Annotated in this window: 8 protein-coding genes; all 8 read right to left on the bottom strand. The window is 37.0% G+C overall.

Features of this window, described 5'->3' with window-relative positions; genetic code table 11:
• The 8 genes from GXM16_RS09265 to GXM16_RS09300 all read right to left on the bottom strand — a co-directional run bounded on the left by GXM16_RS09265 (nucleotide 1) and on the right by GXM16_RS09300 (nucleotide 18132).
• Nucleotides 1-3372, bottom strand: a complete 3372-nt coding sequence (locus GXM16_RS09265; protein ID WP_163394083.1) for a SusC/RagA family TonB-linked outer membrane protein — start codon at nucleotides 3370-3372, stop codon at nucleotides 1-3.
• A 706-nt stretch (nucleotides 3373-4078) separates the two neighbouring features.
• A complete protein-coding gene (locus GXM16_RS09270) occupies nucleotides 4079-5086 on the bottom strand; it encodes a pectinesterase family protein (RefSeq protein ID WP_163394084.1) in 1008 nt (335 codons plus the stop codon).
• Nucleotides 5087-5116: 30 nt separating this feature from the next.
• Complete coding sequence (locus GXM16_RS09275; protein WP_163394085.1) at nucleotides 5117-6028, bottom strand: alpha/beta hydrolase; 912 nt, start codon at nucleotides 6026-6028, stop codon at nucleotides 5117-5119.
• A gap of 12 nt (nucleotides 6029-6040) precedes the next feature.
• Nucleotides 6041-8062, bottom strand: a complete 2022-nt coding sequence (locus GXM16_RS09280; RefSeq protein WP_208797380.1) for an aceric acid hydrolase — start codon at nucleotides 8060-8062, stop codon at nucleotides 6041-6043.
• A 217-nt stretch (nucleotides 8063-8279) separates the two neighbouring features.
• Nucleotides 8280-10727, bottom strand: a complete 2448-nt coding sequence (locus GXM16_RS09285; protein WP_163394086.1) for a pectate lyase family protein — start codon at nucleotides 10725-10727, stop codon at nucleotides 8280-8282.
• 14 nt (nucleotides 10728-10741) lie between these two features.
• Entirely contained in the window at nucleotides 10742-13069 is a 2328-nt protein-coding gene (locus tag GXM16_RS09290; RefSeq protein ID WP_163394087.1) for a DUF5703 domain-containing protein, read from the bottom strand.
• Nucleotides 13070-13183: 114 nt separating this feature from the next.
• Nucleotides 13184-14614, bottom strand: a complete 1431-nt coding sequence (locus GXM16_RS09295) for a sialate O-acetylesterase (RefSeq protein ID WP_163394088.1) — start codon at nucleotides 14612-14614, stop codon at nucleotides 13184-13186.
• 131 nt (nucleotides 14615-14745) lie between these two features.
• Complete coding sequence (locus GXM16_RS09300) at nucleotides 14746-18132, bottom strand: glycosyl hydrolase (RefSeq protein WP_163394089.1); 3387 nt, start codon at nucleotides 18130-18132, stop codon at nucleotides 14746-14748.
• Nucleotides 18133-18135: the final 3 nt, after the last annotated feature.

The raw sequence follows: 18135 nt of genomic DNA on the forward strand, positions 1-18135 counted from the left end.
TTAGAATGCAATATTAAAGTTAACCGCCCAGGTTCTTAAAGTTGGGTAACCAGTAAGTGAATCATCATACATATTACGATAATGATTAGGATAAGGATTATACAAATCCCATAAATTCTGTCCTGTCACTCCAATAGTAAGACTTGAGATATTCAAACCTTTCAACACGTCCTGAGGCAAGCCATAACCTATCGTTAGATTTCTGACAGTACAACGGAAAGTATCCAACATCCAAAAATCTGACGGAGAACCAACTCCTCCTCCTATACCATTTTCCGGTTTATCAAAATACGCCATGTTTGGATATTTACCATCAACATTGTCCTCTGCATACATATCATTCCAGAAAGTTTCATGAGCCCACATATTGTGAGTTGAAGCAGTTAATTGTTTAACACGATCCATCATACGAATACCTCCCCAGGAAGTTGCTATCTGAGTACGAGCATAAAAACCTTTATATTTAACTCCTAAATTAGTTGTAAACCCATAAGTTCTGCTTGAGTTAACTAATTTAGCATAGTCATTACTCTCCTCAATTCTTCCGTCTGGTCCAGCCTGAGTACCATCAGTTGAATTAAACTGACCTCCGATATCCTGATATGCTAACTGCCCTTTTGCCAAACCTGCCATAGTTGAAACTCCCATGAAATTTGGTGTCGTTCCTGCTGCAGTAGCACGTTCTGTTAAATAATTCCAATAGTTCTGTATATCCTGGTCTGTTCTTAAAATACCATCACCTGTTGAAGTTTGTTTCCATGTTTTAAAACCCCATGAAGGGAAAAATAGTGATCTTCCTTCCATAGTCTGGTTAGCAGAAGGATGCAATAATGCCTGTTCAGGATATCTCTTAACTTCATTATTAGAAAAACCAAAATTCACACCCACACTATATTCTAAATTCTTTTTGATTTTATCATTCCAGTTCAAACCAACTTCTGCACCCCATGCATCAACAGCAGCATAATTCTGTTCAGCAAAACCACCGCCTATAGTAATAGGAATTCCAACTGCTCCTGATGTTTGCGTTAGCATATCTGTAGTTCTGTCAAAATAGAAATCATATACCATTTGTAATCTATTATTTAAGACATTCACATCAAACCCTAAATTGTGTTTAATAGTAGTGTCCCAACCTACATTACGATTCGGTTCAACTCTAGGTGTAATACTATTAGCTAAACTACCTCCATTAGAACCAAACTGCCAGCCTTTATCTGTATTAATATCATACAATTTTTGCCATCTCCAAGGAGTTATATTATCTTTTCCTGTTTTACCAATAGAATAACGAATTTTAAAGAAATTAACACCCGGAAGTGCTTCTGCAAACCAATCTTCTTTTGATGCAATCCATCCTAATTGGGCAGAAGGGAAAAATCCCCAATAATTTTCTGGCGCAAATTTTGTCGATGCATCACTTCTAAAAAGTAATGTCACTAAATATTTAGATTTAAACGCATAATTGACACGTCCTAAATAAGACAATGTACCGCTTTCTCCTCTTTCAGATAAAGAATGCGCCGGAATCAAAGTTCCCGCAGTATGATGTGTCCCTGCATAATAAGAAGGGGTATTTTCATAATACAAACGAGTTCTTTTAGAATCATTCTCTGAACGCTCCACAGAAAACATTGCCCCTATTTCATGATTATCAAAAGTTCTGTCATAATTCACAAAGAAGTTTGACTGCACACTACTGCTCAAGGTATTATCATAAAGAACTCTGGCATTTCTAATATTTGTCTCAATAGTATAATCTGAATCAGAAGCTCCACTTGCAAGGTGGTTATCCACTGAATTATAATTTTTAATTCTGGCCAAAGTATAAGGTAATTGGACTTGTTCTGAATTATTAGAGTACTGAACTCTTGCGTAAGATCCTTTAACAGATAAACCTTTTACAAAAGGCACTTTATAGTTTAAAGACAAGTTTACATTGTATGAAAAGTCTTCATTTACAGATTTCGATCCGTTCGCTAAGGTTGCAAAGTAATTCCATCCTGCAATATTATTATTAGCATTCGCACTACCCAGGTTACGATCGGTACGAGGAAACGGTGACATAAAATAGTTTTGATCATTAACTGTTGTTTCCCAAGGAATATATTGCGGCATATGCAATAATATTGAATAATCAGCTTGCTCCCCACCAGCAGAAGAACCAAAACTACTATCATTAAAAGTAACTGATTTAGTATATGATTTTTGAACACTTCCAGTATTAGCTGCAACAGTCGCTGCAAAATCTAATGAGCTTGATATTTTAGCTGTTACCCCTGTACGAAAAGTCCATTTACTGTAATCCTGATCCCCTAGGTTTGCTCCCTGATCCAAATAAGTAGCACCGGCAAAATAGGTTGCTTTTTCTGTACCTCCACTTATATTAAAAGCATGTTTTACCTGAGTAGCCGGCTTCCAGGCTTTATCCAGCCAGTTATAATCCAAACCTTTCATCTCATCTAATTCAGCTTCCGAAAAAAGATTTGCACCATTAGCACCAGCTGAATTTTTTGCTTTCAAAAAACGATTACTAAACACCCCAAATTCATAAGCATTCATCACTTTACCGTGACTAACTGCATCATTAACAGCAAATTGTTGTTGATATGAAAACTTAGTCTGCCCAACTTTACCTCTTTTAGTTTTAACTACTACAGCACCCTGAGAAGCTCGGGAACCATAAATAGCTGCTGAAGCATCTTTTAACACTGTTATACTTTCAATCTCTGTAGGATCCAATCTGTTAAATGTTTCCAGAGTTGGCATTCCTGTAGCAGGATCAACCTGTACCATGTCATCTATCACAATTAACGGCGTTGTATAACCACCATCTTTAGAAAAACTAAAAGTTTGACGAATCTCTAAAGAAGCTGCTTGTCCTGGTCTTGTTGATCCACCATTAACAGTTAATCCAGGCACTAAACCTCTCAATGCTTCTGATAAGTTTGTTACAGGTAAATCCTGAACGCTTTCAGGTTTAATTGTAGCAATAGCGCCAGTAACATTATTTTTCTTCTGTGTACCGTAAGCTACAACTACAATGTCATCCAATACATTAGAATCTTCCTGCATTTTAGCATCAAGGTTAGTACGGCCATTTAAAGGAATTTCCATTTTTTTCATTCCAATAAAAGAAAAAACTAATGTTGCACCAGGCTTTACATTAATTTCATACCTACCACTGAAATCTGTACTTACAGAGTTCTTAGTAGATTTTTCAGTTACGTTTACTCCCGGCACAAGCAAACCTGTGGGATCAGTAACAGTACCTGTGATCTTAATTTGACTGCTTCCATTTTGGGCATAAGTGACAATGCTCATCAATGCAAACAGAATAAAACTACATCTTTTGATAAGTGTTTGTTTCATAAATCTTTGATTTAGTTAGATTAATAGTTAGGTTAGTTTTTAGTTTATAAAAAAATGTATTTTAACTTTTATAGACATACTACAATTTATGGGCGATTTATTACTGTAGAAATTTTTAAACGTTAAAAATACATTTATTACCTGATTCCAAAAATATAATGATTGAAAACTACAACTGTCCTGTAGTATCCTGCTTCAAAATAATCATCAAAAAAAATCCAATAAAAAAACTATATCATCAAAAAACTGTAAGACAAAATAGACTTACAGTAAAAAAAAGGTGTAAATTTTGAATATAACAAGATACAAAGAAAATAAGTAAGAAAAAACACCTTAAAACAAAGGGTTTTGGTAAAATCCCTCTAAATAAAAACAATTCAATACAATTTTCATTCTTTTAAAGACTGTAGGAAATCGATTTCTTTTGATTAAAAATCTTACAAAAAGACTGTATTAATAAAAAATAAAAAAAAATAAAAAAAAATAAAAAATTAAAATTAGAGTAGTAAATTCTTATTAATAAGTAACCCGATTTATTTGTTTTAAGCTCTTAATAATCATTGAAGCTGTTGCAGACCAGTTATCTTAGAGAGGAAATTTGTCTGAATATATATACCTAAAGTAATTTTTAAATCCACTCTAATACAAGAACCTGATAATGAGGATTTACAATACCCTAACACTTTACATTACAAACCTCAAAAACTCATAAAGTATTTGCAGATAATTTAGGATTCCAGCCATTAAGAATTTTCTCTAAGCTGTATTTTTTAAGATCAGACTTTTTTAATTGATGTGACCACACCGCCCTTTTTGAAAGATCTTTAGATCCTTCGCCTTTACTCCCAAGTTCAGCATAAAAAACTGTTTTTTCTTTATCAGGAAAATTTTTATCGCCTTTCCATGGATTCCACCCTTCGGCAACGATATGCGAACCTAATTCTGTATTGATAAATACTGTCTTTGCGTAAGGTCTCCACGGACGTCCCAGAAAAACCTTGTCTACTGTATTGTCTTTTGCAGTAAGTTTACAATCTACAAATACAAGCCCGTATTTATCTTCCTGAGTTGTTGAAGCTGCAGTAACATAGGAATTACTTAAACTTTCGATAGTGCAATTATAAAAATATACAGTTGCCGCACCAAAAATAAAATCTGTTGTACCGTTGATATAACAGTTTTCAAAATAATTTCTCGTTCCGCCTTTTGCTAAATACAAAGTATCCTGATTTCCTAAAATTGAGCAGTTTTTTACCGCTACCCTGTCTCCTTCGGTATGCAGGGCTACTGCCTGTCCTACTTTTCCAGACGTATTTTCTATGGTTAAATTTTCTACTGAACAGTCATTTCCCTGAACTAATAAAGTGTAAGAAGTGTAAGTGCTAAATTTTGTATCGCCCGTAACGTCAATTCCTCTGAAAGGTTTCCCTGAATAATCATTATATGAAATAATCGTCTTTTCTCTATCAGAACCTTTTAAAGTAATATTTCTTTTGAAAGCCGGAATCACAACTTTTTCATTGTAAGTTCCTGCTTTTATTAAAATCACAACCCGTTTTTCGGCATGGTCTCTTACCTTGTTAATGGCTTCCTGAATCGTTTTAAAATCTCCGGAGCCATCATGGGCAACAGTTATTTCAAATCGGTTATCGGTTGTTTGTGCTGAAGATATGACAGATAGTAATACTAAAAAAAGGGCGGCAATATATTTCATAAGTTTTGACATGAAGTTAAATTAGAGATATTAGTTTTTCAGGATGTTGATTTCCATCAGCCATTGCTCACAAATACCAGTCCATAAATTGGTTGAACCGGGATTATTTCTAAGTGCAATCGCATGACCGCCCTGATTAAAAATATGTAAACTCGAAGGAATTTTGTTTGTCAGGAGCGCATCATAAAACAACAAACTGTTTTTTGGAGATACCACTTTATCGTTAAAGGCATGTGCCATGAAAGTGGGCGGTGTATAATCACTCACCTGAAACTGAAGAGAATATTTTTTAATCAATTCGGGAGATGGATCTGAACCAAGCAGATTCTCTTTGCTTCCTTTATGACCGTCTTTTCCCATGTCAATTACAGGTGAAATCAAAATCATATAATCAGGTTTAAAAGAATAACTATCATATTCATCTCCTATTTTTGCAAAATCATCTTTGATTGTTCCAAGACTAGCTGCCAAATGTCCTCCTGCAGAACAGCCCATCACTCCAATTTTATTCGTATCAATTTTCCAGCTGGCAGCATTTTTACGAATGACCCTCATTGCTCTTTCAGCATCCTGCAAAGGTACTTTTTCTCTTTCTTTGACATCTTTTGATATCGGCAGTCGATGTGTCAATACAAAAGCATTGATCCCGATCGTATTAAACCATTTTGCCAATTGAAAACCACTAATATTATATGACAAATGATGATAGCCTCCTCCGGGAATAATTAAAACCGCTGCCCCTTTATTCTCCTGAGCAGAAGTGAAAAAAGCGTGAATGCCTGGTATTCCCACCTGCATTACACGCTCATTACTGATACTGTCTTTTATAAATAATCCTTTGGAATTTGGCATTTTATTTTTCTCCCAAAGCGGAATATATTCCTGCGCCTGCATCCCGACAAATGCAAACAATATTAACAGAACTATTTTTTTATTAATCATTCCATTGATTTTTTAATGTGATAACCAAACAGACATTTCGCCTTTACCATGATTTCCCCATGCAAAATAAGGAATTAATTTTACTGTATATTCTTTGCTATCTTTTACCGAAAGTGGCTTGTACAGCTTTTTGTCCCAGGAAGTATCATTATTAATTGATGAACTGGCAGTTATGCTTAATAATTGTCTGTCGTGGATTTTGATAAAATCTGTTGTAAATTTAGAATTGACATCCAAAACCACTTCGTTGATGCTTGTATTCGCTGGAAGCTGATCAGATTCTAAGCAATAAACAATCGGGCCTCTTTTTACAGCCACCTGATTTTTTACCTCTTCTACCAACGGATTTGCCTGCATCAATTCAACTGGCATCGGGATATTCAATTCAATTACATCTCCTTTTTTCCATTTTTGTATTACTTTTTGGTACGACCCTGAAACAACAGCTTCATTGATATTCTTACCATTCACTGAAATTGTAGTTCCCTGACTCCAGCCCGGAATTCTCAATAAGAAAGCATAAACATCTTTAGGGGCTTTTACGATTTTCAGGGTAACTTTTCCATCCCACGGATAATTGGTCTGTTGTTCGATTTCAATTTTCTCTCCGGAAAGTGTCGTTGAACTAAGGTTATTGCTCCCGTATAAATTCACATACAAACCTTCTTTCGAAAAGTTGTAAGCGTAGTTGCTCACCTCAGCAATAGTTCTGGTTACGTTTGGTGCACAGCAGTTCGACAAGGCGATATAGCCTTCACGTTCTTTGCTCCATCTTTGTTTAAAAGGTAAATCTTTAGAAACATTCAGCGGATTGTTATAAAAGAATTTTTTCCCTTCCAAATCAATTCCGGAAAGAACACTATTATATAATGCCAATTCTACAATATCGGCATATTTGGCATCTCCTGTAATCTGAAGCATTCTCCAGTTCCATAATACGTTTCCAATATTAGCACAGGTTTCAGTATGAGCTGTAGCATTTGGAAGTTGAAAAGGTCTTCCGTATGCCTGATGAATTTTTTGTACATCAGTTGGATTGTACGAAGTCCCATCTGGTGAAACTCCGTCATATAAAGAACCACAGGCTCCTGTGATATACATTTTTCGATAAGTTACATCATCCCAGATCGACTCCAGATTATCCAGTAATTTTTTCTCTCCTGTTTCAGCGTACAAATCAGCTACACCTGCGTACAGATAATTCGCTCTTACAGCATGCCCCATTGCAGTTGTCTGCTGTCTAAACGGAATTCTGTCCTGATTATCATCGGTTCCGTCATCGGTAGTTCCTCTGATATCGATTAGATTATTGGCCAGTTCCAGATATTTCGGATTTTTAGTGGTACGGTACATTTCGACAATTCCCATATAATGTGAAGGGCAGATTGCATTTCGTGCTAATTCAGGTGATGCTTTTTTATAGAAATCATATAAAAAATCGGCAACACCTTTTGCAATGTTTAAGAAATTCGTTTTTCCGGTCGCACGGTAATGAATACAGGCTGCGGTCATCAAATGCCCCATATTGTATTTCTCGAAACCCAGTTGTTTTTTTACTTCTTCCGGACCAAGCGTCCCCCAGCGTTCATCAATTAAAACCGGAGTATGCAGGTAGCCGTCTTTTCGCTGTGCTTTCGCGAAAAGAGCAATGGCTTTATCCATTTCAGCATCCAGTTTTTTATCTTTGGTTACAGCATAAGTTGCTGCCATTCCCTCAAAGATCTTATAAAAATCTCCATCGTGAAAAGAAGGCCCTTTGAAAGTTCCTTTGCTTATTCCTGCCGCAATTTCGAAATTTTTATGGGCATGTGAAACCTCATCATTATGATACAAGTCCCACATATAGGGTAATGTATTTCTGGTTTCCACATCAAATTGTTCTTTCCAAAAACCGTTTGTCCATTTCACATCCTGTAAACCTACACTTTGTAATTTAGAATAAGGGCTTTCAGAATTGGCAACCAAACCTTTGTTTTGAGCAAATATTGCTGTTGACAAAAGCAAAGACGATAATATAATGATGTTCTTTTTCATTTTGATATAATTTTATCTGCCTGATCTGCTAAATCTGCGAGAGAGTAATTTTTCCCGCAGATTTAGCAGATTAAGCAAATTATTTTTATTTACTAAAAAGTTCATTTCACGCAGATTTTAAAGGATTTAAGCAGATATTTACCGATTCAATTTTAATAAAATTCCATTAAATCTGCTAAAATCTATCTAAAATCTGCGTGAAACATTTCTCATAGATTTACTTTACAAGGAAATTAATTGTACGGCTCATTGTATCTCCGTCTGCATCTTTAACGGTTAATACAAAAGATGCCAACCCTGGCTCAATAGGCCTAAACTGAACTTCTTTTCCTTTTAAGACTACTCTTCCGTTTGTAAGATCCGAAAACGTAAATACAGGACTTGCTTCGTATCCTTTAAAATAATCCGCAGCATTTAAAACGGTTTGTTCTCCAGATTTCACAAAGAAATGCGGCTGTGCCATCCAGTCTAAATAATTATCCAATTGTGTAAATCCGTCTTCCTCTAAATCTGAATTAGCATCTGAAAAATCCCCTGCTTTCGAATTTTCATTTAAACTGAATGCTTTCTCCCACCAGTCTGGCAAACCATCATGATCCGTATCCCAGTCAGCAGGACGGGTTTCAGATGCAAACTCAGGCCATCCTCCGGCATCTGATTCATTATCAATCATTCCGCCAAGGCCGCTTTTGCTTCCTTTATATGTAAAAGTCCCTTTTAATGTCTCATCAATGATTCGGTTATCGTGTTTGTCAAAAAACGGCTGATTCGCACCCACATCAGAAAGTACATTTTTATAAGCTCCTTTTGCTGACTGTGTATTTACATAAGAATCGAAGAAAGGTTTGTCTACGAAAGTTTCATACTCTACTTTTTCATTATTCGTAACCGTCATTTTTCTTCCTTTATCCTGAGATTTCTCGTCAAAATAACCCGGCATTATATTTCCGTCGAAGAAATAACGCTGCATTCCTTTTCCAACTCCTTCATGCTGTGCATTCAAAGCTACAAAAATACCTGTTGAAGCTCCGGGTTTATAGAAATTGTTAACAAAATTTACTTCGTTTGCACCTCCGTCAGTAGTTCTTTTTCCCCAGTTGTAAACCACATTATTTCTAATATCGACTCTTCCGGTATAAAATCCGTCACCACTCAAACCACCTCCGATACTCCAGTTACGGCCATAATTGTGTGCCAGTAAATTGTGATGAAAACTTCCGATATCACCACCAATTGTCGCTGCATAACCGTGCATTTTTCCAGCTTCGTATTTATCGTGTCCGGCAACATTCAGAGCTTCGGAAATTAAAGTTCTCTGTAACGAAATATGATGCGCTCCTCTTGAACTGAATGATTCATCAATCGTCCAGCTGATTGAACAGTGATCGATTATACTGTAATCAGCACCCGTTAATCCCATTCCGTCAAAAGTCGTTCCACCACCGATTCGAACTTTCAAAAATCGAATTACACCATCATTCCCCGTAAGACCAATTGGCGCACGGCTAACCGTAATTCCCTCGCCCGGAGCTGTCTGTCCGGCAATAGTGATATAGGGCTGATTAACTACTAACCTTGATTTCAATTGAATATTACCAGAAACATTAAACACAATAGTCCTCGGTCCGATTTCCTGATTGACAGCGTCACGTAAACTTCCCGGACCGTCATCGTTAAGATTGGTTACTTCAACTACTTTTCCGCCACGTCCTCCAACGGCGAAGCGTCCGTAACCTTCTGCTCCGGGAAAAGCCAGCTGTGCCGGTTTGAAAGACCATACGTTTCCTAAAGTAACATTGCCTTTAGCATCTACTTCATCAACACGCCAGTAGTACGTTGAACCACTGTATAAATCTGAAACTGAAAATGTTTTGTCAGTTAATTTTCCTTTGAATTCTTTTGAAGATTCAGTCGCATTGGCAACAGTGTTTTTATCTTCTCCAAAAAACAATTTATGCGCCACAGCATTTTTTGAAGCATCCCATTCCAGCAAAACCTTTTTATCAGCTGTAACAACATGTTCGTTTGCATTTTCCGGCTTGGGAGAACGCGCCTGATTCATTAAGTTCGGCGTATCGATTTCAAAACCATTAATCACAATCTGCTTTACAACATCAGGATTGGTTGCAGGATCAATTTCAAAACGAATAACAACCTCTTTCGCTTTTACTGCATTAAAAGAAATATATGCCATAGAAGCATCAGCCTTCGCATTTACTCTCAGGCTTGCATTTACCGTTTCTGTCAATTTCCCATTTACATAAATTTTTATCGGGGAAAATGTTTTCCCTGTAATTACATCAAACGCATTATGAAATGTCAGAAGTGTATGTTTGCCCGGTTTTAAGCCACTGATTTTCATTTCCAGATTTTCAGCTGTAACCAATCCGTCAGCGCCTAACTTATTATAGAACGGAGCGCTCATCCCTACTTTATACCATTTTGAGGTAAAATTTCCTTTCAATTTGAATGTTACACCATTAAAAGTCTTTTGGTCTTCTTTCTTTTCATTCACCACCCACGAATCATAACCCGGAGCATGAACTTCTTCTAATCTTCTTTGGAAAAAATCAAAATCGACTTTTACAATTTGCTTATTCTGTGCCTGCCCATTGGCTGTTAAAAGCATTGCCAATGCAGCAGTGCTAAAAAATTTCTTAATCATTTTATCGGTACTAGTTAGTTTAGTTTCTTCTTTTCTTCTATTGAAATCCCTAACAGATTTATAATGTCTTTTTTTCTTTCTTCCGGAGTTACTTTTAAAACTTTCAATTCGCCGTTTATCAGTTCCGCTTCTACCGTTGTATTTTGTCTCGCGTGCAATTTAAAACGAACGTTCCATTCTTTTGGCCAGGCCGGAAAAAGATAAATTTTTCCATCGGTTTCGTGCAAAAGCATTTCCTGCATACCAATCATTCCTGCTCCTCCCCAGTTGTGATCCGGAACCCAGTCAAACCCGGGACCCCAAAATGCGGGGAAGCGTCTGTCTGAATTGGCCATTTTCAAAGTATTATATTTTGCTGCTTCATCGGTTAAACCTAATCGTGCTGAAAATATATTATCCTGTTTCCAGCCAATGTGGCTTCTGAATTTTATCGCATCGGGATCATATTTCCACGTATTCAAAGCGGTTTCCAAATCTGGTTTTCCAATTCCGTAAATTCCCCACGGATATACCGGATACAATTGTGGCACTTCGGTATTATTGATGCGTTCCCATGTTTTTGCCGGAAGCAATACTTTGTGATTTTCGATAGTACCAAAATTCAAAGGCGGAATTCTGGTTTGAAATGCTTTTAAATATTCAACGTCTTCTTTTGACAGTTGATTTACCGAAAGGTTTAATAGACTTTCCGTAATTATTTTCAATGCTGAAATGGTACTGTTAGCGTTGTTTGTCATTTTGTATGTTTCGACAGCAGAACCAGGAAACAGTACTAAATGTCCGTTTCCATCCAACGCTTTTCTGCCTCTTTTTTTGGCTAAATACTGATAATGTTCGTCAAAAAAACGCAGACAACTTATTATAAACTGATTGTATTTCTGAATATCTTCTCCCGCATATTCTTTCTGTTTTAACATCATCTGGCAAAACTCAAAAACAGTATCCCATTCATATTCCAGCCAGGCATTATATTCCATTCCCGGATCGTAATCGGAGGGACGTTTCCATTCATATTCGGCAGGATTTGGCAAGCCGAAATTTTCTAATTGTTCTGTAAAAGATGCTCCGTTATGGTTCCAATAAACTTTGCTTCTTAATTCGGCATTTTTCTGAATGCTCAGATAATAATCCAGCTGTGATTTCATCATATCAAAATCACCGCTTTTCACCATCGGATGATACACCAATCTTTGGTTTTGAGCTGTCATCGTTCCACCTCCCCAATTTCTGAAATCGGGTGTAAAGTTCAAATCAGGATTAGTAAAAACGGGGTCAGCCGTAAAAAGTCCGCCGTTGAATTTTGTTGGGTATTTTCCGTAGGCATTACACCCAAGCATATAACGGAACAACTGATAATTCTGCCCGATCTGATACACCGAATCTTTTGCCGTAGATTGATTTTTTTGTGCAAAAATAAAACTGCGATTCCAGAAATTATTCCACCATTTTATGGTGTTTTTCTCAGCTTGTTTTGCTGTATTTTTATTCGAGGAAATAAAACTTTTTAAACCATTATCCCAAATAGAAAAATCAGACTGACTAGTGTTTAAATAAATTTCCAGCGAATGTTTTTTTGAAGGTTTTACACTCGTTAAATTAAAACCTTTGAAATCGGTATTCTGATATTTCCCAAGATAGGTTCCGTCCGGTTTTAGGTTATCGCCTTTCATGAATCCGCCGAAAGTTAAATTAGCAATCGGGTTCATCATCTGGTCTTTCACCGATTCCATTTTCTGCTGTTTTACCGCAACATCAAAAACGGTTTGTTCGCGGTTTCGATGATAGAATTTAAGTCCGTTATTTTCAAAAGCAATCGAATCTTTAAAATTAACAAGATCGCCCTGAGGTGCCCATTTATAAGAATTAGCATTATTTTCTTTTCCTTTTGAAATACGGTTCTGATGACGCCAGTTTTCATAAGAAGCCGTCATTTTCAACGGATTTTTACTTTCTAAATCAACATGAATTATCGGTTTAAAAACATCAACCCAAAGTTTGATTTTGGTATCTTTTTGTCCAACTAAAATATAACCGTCTCTGAGTTTCAATTCCTGATGAAAACCATCTTTTCCCTCAAACGGATTTGGTGTTAAAGTGATTTTTACACGACCTAATTTCAGTAAAGTATTATGTTCGTCAAAAGTTCCGCTTCGCGAAAAATAAAAATACAAATCTCCTTTCTCGACCCAGACATTCATACCAATATCACCGCCTCCCAAAGGCATTGATTCTGATGAATTCTGGCTCTGAGTTGTCCAAACCTGATTGTAATTATCAAGCACAGGGATTTGCGCTTTGAGTAAAAACGTGGCGAACAGAAGTATGTATTTTATGTGTTTCATTTTTTTCGTTTCCTGCAAGGTTTTCAAAACCTTGTAGGTATTATTTTGACACTTTTCAAATTATAAATCAGACACCTACAAGGTTTTGAAAACCTTGCAGGAGCCTAGTATATATTACCATTCATCCGTTCTAAATGAAGAAACCGGCAAACCTCCTGCACTAAACAACTCCGCTTTGGCGAAATCTTTCCACAAATAGCGTACCGCAACTGGTTTTGTAACTTTATCAGAAGTCAAAACCACCGACTTTCTTCTTACCACGGTTTTCGCCGGATAGAAAACTTTGTCCTCGCCCGCTATTTCAAAACCAGTAACTTCTTTGTCATAAGCTGTTATTCCGTTAGCAACATCATCAAAAGAAACCGTTACAGCGCCGTCTTTAATTTCCATTGATTTGTATTTCGGACTTTCGAATTCAAAACCTTCCATTCCGTATGTTCTTGCTAAAGCCTGAAACGCCAGTCGGTTTCCGCCTTTTTCCTTGTCCATTGGGTGTATGTTATTTTCTTCACCTACATCCATTAAAACCGCCATTGCCGAATTCGGAATTTCCTTTGAAGCCTTAAACTGCGCCTCTCTCAAATAAGCCGAATTGTAATTCTCCAAGTAATCTTTTGGATGAAATGAAGCATAATTAAACGGTGCAATCTGGCAGAAATAAAACGGAAATTCTCCCTGATTCCACATGGTTCTCCAACTGCTTACCATTTTTTTCATCAAAGCCGTATATTCATTGGCTCTTTCATAGTTGGATTCGCCCTGATACCAGATACAGCCTTTGATTCCGTAGCCAATAACCGGCGAAAGCATTCCGTTAAACAAAGTTGTCGGAACACGATTTGGATCTTTTGCCAATTCTTCTTTTGTAGTCGGAATTTTAGCGCTTGCGAAATCTTTCAGCATTTCCTTGTTCATCCAGGCTTCCATGCTAGAACCACCATACGAAACATGAATCAGTCCCACAGGAACATTTAAAACTTCCTGTAAAAGCGAACCAAAATACCAGGCCGTTGCACTAAAATTTGAAGTTGATTTTGGAGAAGCTTCTTCCCATTTTCCTTCAAAATCGTCTTTTGGTTCCAAAACTGTAGCACGCGGAATCGTAATTAAACGAATGGTTTTATTAGCTGATCTTACAATGATTTCGTTTCCGTTTTTAACAGGCTGTCCCTGAAATCCTTTCAAAGGCATTTCCATATTCGATTGACCAGAACAAAGCCAGACTTCGCCAATTAAAATGTTTTTGATGGTTACTTTTTCTTTTCCTTCTGTAACTTCAATTGTAAATGGCCCGCCTGCAGTTGGTGTTTGCAATTCGGTTTTCCATTTACCGGAAGCGTCGGCTTTTGTTTTGTAGATTTTAGAATTCCATGATGTTTTGATGGTAACATTTGCATTCTTTTCTGCCCAGCCCCAGATTGGTGCGTTTGACTTTTGCTGCAACATCATATTGTCGGAAAACAATGCCGGCAGTTTGATTTTTGCATTGATTTGAAGGCTAGCTAAAATCATTGCTATTACAAGAATGTATTTGATATTTTTCATTTTATATTTTTTCTATTATAACTTCCTTTTCAAACCTTTTCGGTGCAAAAGTCATTGCGAGGAACGAAGCAATCTCAGTAGTTGCTCTCGTTATGTGATTGCTTCGTTCCTCGCAATGACTCACATCCTGATTATTTCTCTTTCACAATCGTCACTGGCCCTAACAATCCCGATTTCAACAATGGATTTCCTTCCAATCTGTATCTTGCAGTTGTCCAAGTCAAACGTTCGTTTTCAGGCAACTTTTGATCTCCAATTAAACGGTTTGCCCAAGTATTGGTCACTTTTATTACGATTGTATTTTTTCCTTTTTGTAATGCATTCGAAATATCACTTTTAAAAGGAAATGTCCAAAGTGTCCCACAGTCTTTTCCATTAATCGAAACCTCGGCGATATTGGCAATTTCGCCTAAATCAATCCAGATTTTATCAGAAGCTTTTCCTTTCCAGACAAATTCTTTTTTATATGAAGCTGTTCCCGAATAATATTTTATCTGCTCATTTTCTGATGTTGACCAGTCAAAAAGCCTGTTAATTTTTACTACTTCTTTTGGGCCTTTATATTCCGAATCAAATTGTAATTCCCAGTTTTCATCTAAAACCTGAACGGTTTCAAATTGAGCCTCTTTTGTATTAGCTAACTCCTCTTTTGTTTCTTCATTAAAGATTACAAAACCCGATTCATTAGCTTCCAAAGTTATCGAAACAATTGTTCTTCCGTTTTCAATTTTCCAATTGGCTAAAGCCGATGTTTTATCGGCAACCGGATTGTACCATTTAGGAACTTTCCCTGCTATTCTGAACGAAGCATCAAATAATCTTTTTTCTGATTTTTGATTCGAAAGAAAATATACTTCTTCATTTTCTGCTTTTCTGTGAGCCCAGGCAATTGTTTCCGAATCAGCTCGGTTCAGATTTGGAAAATAAAGGTCTTGAGTTATTCCGATTGAAGCAAAATCGTTCCCAAAATAAGGTAATTTTACAGCCGTTCCTTTACCGATTTTCCATGAAGATGAATTGGCGTTATTCCAGATTTCATCAATCACATTCTGCCATTTCGTTTGATTTTCTTCAGATTGCATTCCTGGCTGAATAGTTGGTTTTTCATCCACAAAAATCGTTGCTCCATTTTTTAATAATTGCAGTATTTTTTCGGCAGAAGCCAAAGACAACATTTTATTCGGCGCCATTTTGTGACTTCCAGGAAACAACAAAGCACCATATTCAATTCCGCCTCCGAAAGTGATTTTTCCGTTTTGAACTTTTGCTCTGTTGATTAAAACATCGGCATTAAAAGAATCGTATTGATAACCATTTAGCGGATTTATCCATTGTGATAAGTCGGTAATATTTTTAGAATACGTCACTTCTTTCGGCATTTTAGCTGTTGGCTGACCTTCATTCTCCAAACGGATTTTCTCGCTTTCCAATCTTTCCTTTCCAAAAACATTCGGAATAAAAGGCACCAAACGATCCGGAACGAAAGAACGAGAAGGAAAATCTTCTCCGATAAAAACCGCCAGATCAATTACAGGTTTTCCTTTTTGCAATTGAAACTGAACGCGCTGACAATAATCAAACCAGGCTTTTCCGGGTTTCCACCATGTTTGGTCTCTTTGGAAAAAAGTTCCAATATCGTCTAAAGTCATTCCAGGCTTTCTGTCCGTCCACGGATTATGAACAAAAACATGGTAAAACAGTCTGTTGATTCCCAGAGCATAATTTCGGTCGGCAGTTGTTTTCAGATTTCCCGGATGTTCGTCCCAATCCATTCGCAAAGCTGTAAAAGATTCTGCCTGAATAATGTCTTTTCCATAAATATGACCGCCCGAAATAGCATCAACCATATCAAAAGGTTTATCGTGCGTTGGGCTTTTCAGCCAAAATTCACCACCCGGATAATCGACATATTTATAATGAAGCAATGCATCGCTCGTAACAACTGGCGCTACATTTTCTGAACTCAACTTAACATTATATTCTTTGGCAATCTGGGCAACGGTTCCGTAGAATTTATCGGCTACTAAATCACCAATTGTTTTTCTGACGTCGTACAAAACTTTCTCTGAGAAATTGGCACTTTCTACCGGAATTCCTGCCATTACAGGAAGATAATCCACAATATCATAACCGCGCCTCTTTTTAAATTCAGCTTGAAAAACCGAAGACCAGTTCTGGCTTCCGCATTCCCAGCTATCAAAATGAAGGATTTCCAGAACTCTTGAAGCTACTTCCGGACCAGCAGAACGAACTGCTTCACCAAACCAATGATCTAACTGAAAACGAATTAATTCCGGATTAAATTTATCCACTTCCAATCCCTTTCCCGCTCCGCCAGTTGCATTTTCATGTCCTGTTGAAGTATGGCCCATTCGGATAATCTTCCATTTCCCTTTTGGTGCTTTCCATGTCAGATTTCCGTCAGCGTCAACAAAACCCGAAATATTGATGATTTCTGATTTTTTGAATGCTTCTGAATTTGGAATTTGTTTGTCTGTAGTTTCCGGAGTCAAACGCCAGATTGCTCCTGATTTTCCTTCATAATTATTGATTAAGGACTGATTCGAAAGTGTAATTTTACTTACTTTCAGATTCTGTTTCCATTTGGCAAAATCCAAATCTTCAGCTCCTGGTTCTGTTCCTACCGGATCATACACAAATCTGAAATATTTTGCGGTAACTGGTGCGATTGTATGCGTGTTTGGATAATCCATATCCTGCCAGCCGTGACGTGGTGCAATCAGTCTTTCGTGGAATTTAAAATTAACTCCGTCATTGCTTACTTCAACGATTAAACGCTGTGCCTGATAATCTCTTCCTTTGGTTTCAATTACAATAGATTTGCAGCTAAAAGGCTGAGCAAATTCATACTGAATCCAGCCTGCATCAGCAAACTTAAAATTTTCATCTTTTTTAGGATCAGCCAAAAATGAAGCATCGGTATTGTTAGATGTCGTTACTTTTGGTAATTGAATTTGCGAAGTCGTCTGATATTCTTTTATCGGAAGAGCAAAAACCGCAATGTCTTTATAATAGTCTTTGTAATGTTCTGGAACTGCCAATTTTGAAGTGATTTTCTTTCCTCCTAAAATTTCAGTCGTTGACCAGACCACTTTCTGCATCGACATTTCTGGCGTAATCCAAGGTCCGCCTGCAACGGCAAATCCATCTGCTCCATGAAAAGCCAGTTTCAAACCTAAACGATCTGCTTCTTTAAAAGCCCAACTAATCATATCCCAAAATTCAGGCGTCAGCTGTAAAACAGGAGGATCGATCAATGGCGGATTTGCCGGACCTTTAATAGTCATTAAATAAGCGCCCGCAATTCCGGCTTGTTTCATCGCTTTTAAATCTGCTGTTATTCCGGATTTAGAATACGCCGATTTCATCCAATACCAATATACCCAGGTTTTGGAGGATTCTAGTGTTGGCTGAAAAGATTCTTTTTTATGGAGTTCCTGTGCAGTGACGAAGCTTGCGAGAAGGAGGATAAAAAAGAGGTGTTTTTTTTGAAACATTTT

The organism is Flavobacterium limi (assembly GCF_010645075.1).
GTDB classification, from domain to species: Bacteria; Bacteroidota; Bacteroidia; order Flavobacteriales; family Flavobacteriaceae; genus Flavobacterium; species Flavobacterium limi.

Bases quoted from the DNA above. Each gene is read 5' to 3' on its own strand.
- GXM16_RS09265 (WP_163394083.1), bottom strand. From the start codon at position 3,372: ATGAAACAAACACTTATCAAAAGATGTAGTTTTATTCTGTTTGCATTG.
- GXM16_RS09270 (WP_163394084.1), bottom strand. From the start codon at position 5,086: ATGAAATATATTGCCGCCCTTTTTTTAGTATTACTATCTGTCATATCT.
- GXM16_RS09275 (WP_163394085.1), bottom strand. From the start codon at position 6,028: ATGATTAATAAAAAAATAGTTCTGTTAATATTGTTTGCATTTGTCGGG.
- GXM16_RS09280 (WP_208797380.1), bottom strand. From the start codon at position 8,062: ATGAAAAAGAACATCATTATATTATCGTCTTTGCTTTTGTCAACAGCA.
- GXM16_RS09285 (WP_163394086.1), bottom strand. From the start codon at position 10,727: ATGATTAAGAAATTTTTTAGCACTGCTGCATTGGCAATGCTTTTAACA.
- GXM16_RS09290 (WP_163394087.1), bottom strand. From the start codon at position 13,069: ATGAAACACATAAAATACATACTTCTGTTCGCCACGTTTTTACTCAAA.
- GXM16_RS09295 (WP_163394088.1), bottom strand. From the start codon at position 14,614: ATGAAAAATATCAAATACATTCTTGTAATAGCAATGATTTTAGCTAGC.
- GXM16_RS09300 (WP_163394089.1), bottom strand. From the start codon at position 18,132: ATGTTTCAAAAAAAACACCTCTTTTTTATCCTCCTTCTCGCAAGCTTC.